A 588-nucleotide genomic window follows, 5' to 3' on the forward strand; every position below is an offset into this window, starting at 1 on the left:
TAGTTTCACGTTAGATAACGACCAGTGGAGAATCACAAAAATTGTATTTGCTCATGAAGGTGGCGCTGGTTCACCTGTCAGTTTCCCTTAAGTAATAAGAATATTGGAGCTAGTTTTATGTACAGTCTAAAGGAAAAAGTTTTATGTATTTTTCTTTTTCTACCGTTAATGGCGTGCGGCTCTTCAGATCCATCTCCAAGTGATGCTGTTGAACAGTTTTTTGATTTGGTTCTCGAAGGCAACTTGGATGATGATCAAGTATTGAATCAAATGTCAGCACTAACAACAGGCAAAATTAAAGAACGAATCGACTCTAGAAAGAGAATTAGTAAGTTTAAGAAGATTTCTAAAACCATTAACGAGGCAAATGGTTCGATTGAAACCGATGGTTACGACATTGATGGAAGTGAAGCCAATGTCACTCTTCTCATTGTAGGTGAAGATGACAACGGAGAAGAAATTAAAGACGAATCAACTGTGGAATTACGAAGTGAGAATGGTCAGTGGTTGATATATAGCATGAAGGGTGCTTAGGACAAAATCATAAAGAGATAAAAACTAATAAATCAATAAAAGGAAATACACATG

1 protein-coding gene is annotated in these 588 nt (G+C 36.2%); it reads left to right on the forward strand.

Annotation, left to right across the window (positions count from 1 at the left end; translation table 11 throughout):
- Window positions 1-117: 117 nt before the first annotated feature.
- The gene (locus A3763_RS08100) at window positions 118-534 is read left to right on the forward strand and encodes a DUF4878 domain-containing protein (protein WP_156495004.1); all 417 of its coding nucleotides are present in this window, start codon (window positions 118-120) and stop codon (window positions 532-534) included.
- The last annotated feature ends 54 nt before the right edge of the window (window positions 535-588 follow it).

The organism is Oleiphilus sp. HI0128 (assembly GCF_001635365.1).

Excerpts from the sequence above, each read along its gene's own strand:
- A3763_RS08100 (WP_156495004.1), top strand. The coding sequence starts at position 118 with ATGTACAGTCTAAAGGAAAAAGTTTTATGTATTTTTCTTTTTCTACCG.